Annotated in this window: 1 protein-coding gene; it reads right to left on the reverse strand. The window is 59.6% G+C overall.

Translation table 11 applies throughout. The features are described 5' to 3' along the window. Positions 1-831 precede the first annotated feature (831 nt). Positions 832-1217: hypothetical protein (locus AB0F11_RS38285; protein ID WP_362184505.1), on the reverse strand; the 386-nt coding region annotated here is incomplete at its 5' end.

Genomic DNA, 1217 nt, shown 5'->3' on the forward strand with positions numbered 1-1217 from the left:
ATCCGCCGTCCCAAAGTACCGGCAAGCGAAGGCGAGCCAGTCGCCCGCGAGCTTGTCGTATCGAGTGCGGACCCGATCAAAATGTCTGATGCGATTGAAGAACCGGGCAACGATGCTTTGAGTTCGGTACAGCTCACGGCCACGCCTTGTGTCTCGCTTCGAACGCGGCGAGATGGCAGGCCGGGCGTGCGCGGCGCGACTTCTCGAAGGCATCCAAGCGTAGCATCTGCCGGCCCTCCCCGCACTCGTGCGCAGGCGCTCCACCCATCCACGCGCGCACGATCTTTGGACAACCCGAGCCTCGGCAATGCTCGGTCGCGAAGGACATGCGGCTGCATCGACAGCCACATAGATTGGCGGTCGGGCCGCCGCATGATCGGCCGAGCGCTGGTCGTCGTTTTGTCAAGCATAAGCCGAATGCTGAGGCTCATACACGACGGCCAAGTACAAGTAAAACAAGAAAAATTATAGCGACAGCATTGTAGCCGATGAGTTTGGCATCGGGGTTCAACGAAAGTCATATACCCGTCGCAGACGAGAATGGAACGCATTGGAAGTGCAACAAAAAGTGTTCGAACACCTCTCATCCCGGATAGAAAACCGCCCCCCATCCATGCTCATTCCGGAATACGGTAGGCGAGACGAGAGCCTTTGCGCAATCTGGCCGCTACCTTTATGGGGCCAGAAACAAAGCAATTGAACGCAAAGACACATCAGGCGCCGGGCCATCGGTCCCGCAGCGACGAATGCTTCGCCTTCGGGATTCGAGCCGCGCTCCGCTTGTTCCTCGATGGAGCAGTTCCTACCCGGGTGTTGGACGACTGAAGGCCATTACGAGCGCAGCCGTCTGCGCGCACGCCATACGGTTTGCAACCCGTGCCGCGACAGCTTGATCGCCCACGGCGCCTTGGCCTTGAGGTACTCCACGATCTTCCGCGTCGCAAAAATGGCCCTGCTGTTCTGATAGAAGGCGAGCTGACTGCGTAACGCGTGGAGTTCCTCCTCCAACGCGCCGGGCGCTGCAGAGGCGGCCTGCCCGCCCTCAAGAACATACAGTGGGAGCCTCACCTCCCCCGCCTCGACCATCTTGCCCGTCAACAACGCGTGGTACAACTCACGATGCCGCGCGACACGCTCCGGAGTGTGATACATCGAATTCGCACGACGCCGATAGAAGAAATGAATGCCGTTCGTTGCAATGAAGCGCTTCCCCGTGG

The organism is Streptomyces sp. NPDC032472 (genome assembly GCF_040636955.1).
In the GTDB taxonomy this organism is placed as follows: Bacteria; Actinomycetota; Actinomycetes; order Streptomycetales; family Streptomycetaceae; genus Streptomyces.